The organism is Streptomyces mexicanus, from assembly GCF_902506575.1.
Taxonomy (GTDB): domain Bacteria; phylum Actinomycetota; class Actinomycetes; order Streptomycetales; family Streptomycetaceae; genus Streptomyces; species Streptomyces mexicanus.
In genome coordinates this window covers 5290870-5296659 of record NZ_LR732544.1, presented here as the reverse complement: position 1 = coordinate 5296659, position 5790 = coordinate 5290870, and the positions used below count along the sequence as shown (strand labels likewise).

The 5790-nt window shown below is 72.1% G+C and carries 4 protein-coding genes and 1 pseudogene; 1 reads left to right on the top strand and 4 read right to left on the bottom strand.

Annotation, left to right across the window (positions count from 1 at the left end):
• The 3 genes from proS to GV126_RS23830 form a co-directional block, all read right to left on the bottom strand.
• Positions 1–792, bottom strand: a 792-nt coding sequence (proS, locus tag GV126_RS23840; protein ID WP_159670307.1) for a proline--tRNA ligase, incomplete at its 3' end; no start/stop codon positions are given.
• Between the two features lie 74 nt (positions 793–866).
• The gene (locus GV126_RS23835; RefSeq protein ID WP_159670304.1) at positions 867–1451 is read right to left on the bottom strand and encodes a GNAT family N-acetyltransferase; all 585 of its coding nucleotides are present in this window, start codon (positions 1449–1451) and stop codon (positions 867–869) included.
• A 63-nt stretch (positions 1452–1514) separates the two neighbouring features.
• Complete coding sequence (locus GV126_RS23830) at positions 1515–2363, bottom strand: GNAT family N-acetyltransferase (protein ID WP_159670302.1); 849 nt, start codon at positions 2361–2363, stop codon at positions 1515–1517.
• A 277-nt stretch (positions 2364–2640) separates the two neighbouring features.
• Here GV126_RS23830 and GV126_RS23825 point away from each other — a divergent pair, with 277 nt between their 5' ends.
• Entirely contained in the window at positions 2641–4491 is a 1851-nt protein-coding gene (locus GV126_RS23825; protein WP_159670299.1) for a SpoIIE family protein phosphatase, read from the top strand.
• Between the two features lie 220 nt (positions 4492–4711).
• On the opposite strand, the pseudogene ispG reads toward GV126_RS23825, so the two are convergent.
• Positions 4712–5790: pseudogene (ispG, locus tag GV126_RS23820) on the bottom strand (flavodoxin-dependent (E)-4-hydroxy-3-methylbut-2-enyl-diphosphate synthase); the annotation flags it as partial.

Sequence of the window (5790 nt, the reverse complement as noted above, 5' to 3'; positions counted from 1 at the left end):
GTCGGGGGTGGGGATCTCCTCCAGGGCGGGCACGCCGCTCGCGTCGGCGGGCTTCACCTCGTAGGTGATCGCCTCGGTGTTGGCGGCGAAGTCGCAGTTCGGGCAGTCGGCGAAGAGGTCCTCACCGGCCTCTGCCGGAGCGAGGAACTCCTCGGACTTCGAGCCGCCCATCGCGCCGGCGGTGGCCGCGCAGATGCGGTAGTCCAGGCCGAGGCGCTCGAAGATGCGCTGGTAGGCCTGGCGGTGCAGGGCGTAGGACTCGGCGAGGCCCTCGTCGGACAGGTCGAAGGAGTAGGAGTCCTTCATCAGGAACTCGCGGCCGCGCAGGATGCCCGCGCGCGGCCGGGCCTCGTCCCGGAACTTGGTCTGGATCTGGTAGAGGATGACCGGCAGGTCCTTGTAGGAGGACGCCTGGTCCTTCACCAGCAGGGTGAAGATCTCCTCGTGGGTGGGGCCGAGGAGGTAGTCGCCGCCCTTGCGGTCCTGCAGGCGGAACAGCTCGCCGCCGTACTCGTTCCAGCGGCCGGTGGCCTCGTAGGGCTCGCGGGGCAGCAGGGCGGGCAGCAGCACCTCCTGCGCGCCGATCGCGTCCATCTCCTCGCGGACGATGCGCTCGACGTTCGCGAGGACCCTCTTGCCCAGCGGCAGCCAGCTCCAGATGCCCGCGGCGGTGCGGCGGACGTAACCGGCGCGGACCAGCAGCTTGTGGCTGAGGACCTCGGCGTCCGCCGGGTCGTCGCGCAGCGTCTTGGCCATCAACTGGGACATGCGCTGGACCGGTGCGTTCGCCATGGTTCTCGTACTCCTGCCGGGTTTCGGTGATGGCAAGGAGGTTAGCCGGGCGGGCTGGGCCGGTGGAAATCGGTTCAGCGGGCGGTGCCCGGGCGGCGGCGCAGCGGCAGCGGGGCGCCCATCACGGCATACGGCCGCGGGGCGCTGGGGAAGAGCACCTGCCGGGCCAGGTCGACGTAGCCCAGGGAGTGGTAGAGGCCGCGGGCCGGGCTGTCGGTGTCGATCGCGGAGAGGATGGAGCGGGGCTCGGCGGCGCCGTCGGTGATGGTGGTGATCAGGGCGCGCCCGACGCCGCGGTTCTGGTGCTCGGGGTGGACGTGCAGCTCGGTGATCACGAAGGAGTCGTCGAGCCAGTGGTCCAGCCCGCGGGTCCGCAGGTAGGGCTCGACGATCGTGGACCACCAGTGGGCGCGGTCGTTGGGCATGCCGTACACGAATCCGACGAGCCGTCCGTCGCCGGTGGTCGCGCCGAGCGCACGGGCGCCGGGGTACGTCAGGTGCCGCAGCACGATCTGGCGGCGTACGGCGACCTCCTCGGCGCCGAGCCCGAAGGCGACGGCCTGCACGGCGAGCGCCTCGTCGACGCGGGCCGCGAGGTCGAGCGGGCCGATCACGATGTCGTCGGGGCGGTGGGTGCCGTGACCGGGAAAGAGCGCCATGCCGGGGAGAGTACCCGCCGCGCACCGGCCTCAGAACAGCACGGCCGCACCAACTGCCGGCGGCTAGAACAGCACGCTCGTGAACGCCCCGACCTCCTGGAAGCCCACGCGCCGGTAGGTGCGCCGGGCGGGGGTGTTGAAGTCGTTGACGTACAGGCTGGCCACGGGGGCGACGTCGGTCAGCGCGTAGCGCAGCACCGCGGCCATGGCGGGGGCGGCCAGGCCCTGTCCCCGGTACTCGGGGGCGACCCAGACGCCCTGGATCTGGCAGGCCCGCTCGGTGGCCGCGCCGATCTCGGCCTTGAACATCACCTTGCCGTGCGCGTCGAGGCGGGCGAAGGAGCGGCCGGAGCCGACGAGTTCGGCGACCCGGGCCTGGTAGAGCAGGCCGCCGTCGCCGGCCAGCGGGGAGACGCCGACCTCCTCGGTGAACATCGCCACGCAGGCCGGCATGATCGTTTCCATCTCGTCCTTGCGGACGCGGCGGACGTAGGGGTCGGGGGATATCCCGTCGGGCATGCGGTCGGTGACCATGAGCGGCTGGTGGGCGCGGACCTCGCGGGCCGGGCCCCAGCTGGGTTCGAGCAGCCGCCACAGCTGGGTGGTGGGCTCGGAGGGCCCGACGATGGAGGAGCAGCGGCGGCCGGCCCGCCGGGCGCGGTCGGCGAAGGCCCGCACCGCGCGCGGGGTGGCGCAGATGGGCACGAGGTTGGCGCCCGCGTAGCACAGCGAGGTGAGGATGCCGTCCTCGTACCAGCCCCACATCTCGCCGCCGAGCCGCCACGGGTCGAGGCCGGCCACCTGTACCCGGGACGCCACGAAGGCGTTCGCGACCGGCTCGCGGTCGAGGACGGCGAGCGCGGCGTCCAGGTCGCTCGGTTCGAGCACCCGTGAGGTGGTCTGGGTCAACACGGAAACGGGACCTCACGCTGGGGTTTCGCTGATCTCCGCACTGTACCCGCCGAATCCGGGCGGCGCCGCCCCCGGGTGCGGACCGGCCGGTTCCGTGCGGTCGGGCACGGGACGGGTTCCGCTCGGGCGCGCGGCGACACGCGCGCGCCGAAGCGCCGTCGCGATGACGGAACGGTTCAGCATGGGGTGGGTACCCGCACATCGACCGGTTCGGGAAAGCGGTGATCGCGGTGGCACCACACCGGACGCGTGGTGGGGACGGAGAGGGGCCGGGGCCATGACCGGGTCCGGCCAGACCCTGGCCGCGGACTTTCCCCGGGCGGTCCTGCACCACCTGGGCACGGGCGTGCTCACCATGGACACCGCGGGGCGCATCACGTACGCCAATCCCTGGGCCGAGCGGCTGCTGGGCCGCTCCGCGGCCGAGATGGCCGGGCAGGACGCCCATGACCTGCTGCACCGCCGTGCCGACGGCGGCCCGGTGCCGCGGGAGCAGTGCGCGATGCGGACCCCGCTGATGGACAGCCTCTCCGTCGAGCAGGGCAGCCAGGAGTTCTTCCTGCGGGCCGACGGCACCACCCTGCCGATCATCTGGTCGACCACTCCCCTGCTGATCTCGGGGCGGGCGGCCGGGGTGGTGGTCGTCTTCGACGACTTCAGCCTGTACCGCGCGGCCGAGGAGCGGATGGCCGCGCACACCACCGCCCTGGAGGAGCTGACCACCCGGCTGAACCTGCTGGCGGACGTCTCCTCGGTGCTGATGGGCGCCCTCGACGCCTCCGGCCGGCTGCGCCGGCTGCTGCGGCTGCTGGTGCCCGAGCTGGGCGACTGGGCGGCCGTCGCCCTGTGCTCCCAGTCCTCGGGGGTGCTGGAGCGGGTCGCCGTGCGCTGTCCGGCGCACCCGCGCCGGGCCCGGCGGCTGGAGGGTCCGGTGCACCTGCCGGTCCGGTCCCGGCCGGCGGTGGCCCGGCTGATGGGCGCCGAGGAGCCGGTGCTGCTGACCGCCGACGACGTACAGGACACGGCGGCGCCGCTCGCCCCGGTCCAGGGCAGGCTGTTCGAACGGCTGGAGGGGCACTCGGCCGTGGTGGTGCCGCTGTCCGCGCGCCGCAAGCACTACGGGATGCTGACGGTGGGACGCTCCGGGGACTCGCCCGTCCCCACCGACGCCGAGGTGCGGCTGCTGTCCGACATCGGCCGGCGAGTGGGCCTGGTGCTGGACAACGCGCGCCTGTACCAGGAGCAGCGCAACGTCGCCGAGACCATGCAGCGCCAGTTGCTCGCCCCGCTGCCGCAGGTGGACCACGTGCGCATGGCCGCCCGCTATCTGCCCGCGCAGAGCGCCATGGAGATCGGCGGCGACTGGTACGACGCGTTCCTGCTCAAGGACGGTGTCATGGCCCTGGTGATCGGGGACGTGGTCGGGCACGACCTGAAGGCGGCCGCGCACATGGCCGAGGTCCGCAACATGCTGCGCGCCCTGGCGTGGGACCACCAGAAGCCGCCCAGCTTGATCATGTGCCGGCTGGACGAGGCGGTGACGAACACCAGCGACGCGCCGATGGCCACGCTCGTCTTCGCCCGGATCGAGGGCCCCGAGGGCGGGCCGTGGCGGCTGAACTGGGTCAACGCCGGGCATCCGCCGCCGCTGCTGATCACCCGGGAGGGCGACACCCGGTTCCTGACCGGCGGGCACGGCCCGCTGATCGGCATGAGCGCCACCCTGCACCTGGGGCTGAACTGGCCGGACGCGTACGAGGAACTGCCGCCCGAGTCCACCCTGCTGCTCTACACCGACGGTCTGGTGGAGAGCCGGGGCCGTCCCATCGACCTGGGCATGGCCAAGCTGCGCCACCATGCGGCGGTGCTGGTCCGGCGGCTGTGCGAGGGCACCGTGGACGACTTCTGCGACGAGCTGCTCAAACGGGTCCAGCCGAGCGGCGACGACGCGGCCCTGCTGGCGCTGCGCCTGCCGGCGCGGGGCGCGGGCGCGCCCGGCGACCAGGGCCCCGAGCCGCCCGAGCAGGCCCCGTACAGTCCGGCCGCGCCGGACCGGGCGGCACCCGGTTCCCTCCAGGAGGACGCCCCGGTGGAGGATCCGACCCGCGGCCTGCGGGAGGAGGCGTGAGGCCGAAGCGCGCACCGCGCGGCGCGCGCCCAAGAGATCCGTTCGTACGGCTCCGGCTCAGCCCGCGACCGAGACCTCCGGCTCGCCGGAGGCCACGCCGTCGGCCTCCATCTGCTCGGCGAGCTTCATGGCCTCCTCGATCAACGTCTCCACGATCTTCGACTCCGGCACGGTCTTGATGACCTCGCCCTTCACGAAGATCTGCCCCTTGCCGTTGCCCGAGGCCACCCCCAGATCCGCGCTCGGCGAGCTTCATGGCCTCCTCGATCAACGTCTCCACGATCTTCGACTCCGGCACGGTCTTGATGACCTCGCCCTTCACGAAGATCTGCCCCTTGCCGTTGCCCGAGGCCACCCCCAGATCCGCCTCACGCGCCTCACCGGGACCGTTGACCACACAACCCATCACCGCCACCCGCAACGGCACCTCCATGCCCGTCAGCCCGGCGGTGACCTCCTCGGCCAGCTTGTACACATCCACCTGCGCCCGCCCGCACGACGGACACGACACGATCTCCAGACCCCGCTGCCGCAACCCCAGCGACTGCAGAATCTGCAGACCCACCTTCACCTCCTCCACCGGAGGAGCCGACAACGACACCCGGATCGTGTCCCCGATCCCCTGCGACAACAGCGCACCGAACGCCACCGCCGACTTGATCGTCCCCTGGAACGCCGGACCCGCCTCCGTCACCCCCAGGTGCAGCGGATAATCACACGCCTCCGCCAACTGCCGGTACGCCTCGATCATCACCACCGGATCGTTGTGCTTCACCGAGATCTTGATGTCCCGGAAGTCGTGCTCCTCGAAGAGGGACGCCTCCCACAGGGCACTCTCGACGAGCGCCTCCGGGGTCGCCTTGCCGTACTTCTGCAGCAGACGCTTGTCCAGCGACCCCGCGTTCACCCCGATCCGGATCGGCGTGCCATGGTCCTTCGCCGCCTTGGCGATCTCCTTGACCTGGTCGTCGAACTTCTTGATGTTGCCCGGGTTCACCCGCACCGCCGCGCACCCGGCCTCGATCGCCGCGAACACGTACTTCGGCTGGAAATGGATGTCCGCGATCACCGGGATCTGCGACTTGCGCGCGATCGTCGCCAGCGCGTCCGCGTCGTCCTGCGTCGGACACGCCACCCGCACGATCTGGCACCCGGCCGCCGTCAGCTCCGCGATCTGCTGCAGCGTCGCCCCGATGTCGGAGGTCCGCGTCGTCGTCATCGACTGCACCGACACCGGCGCGTCCCCACCCACCGCCACCGGCCCGACATGGATCTGACGGCTCTTGCGCCGCTCGGCGA

What these genes read in the sequence shown, in the direction of transcription:
- GV126_RS23835 (WP_159670304.1), bottom strand. Translation starts at nt 1,451, where the DNA reads ATGGCGCTCTTTCCCGGTCACGGCACCCACCGCCCCGACGACATCGTG.
- GV126_RS23825 (WP_159670299.1), top strand. Translation starts at nt 2,641, where the DNA reads ATGACCGGGTCCGGCCAGACCCTGGCCGCGGACTTTCCCCGGGCGGTC.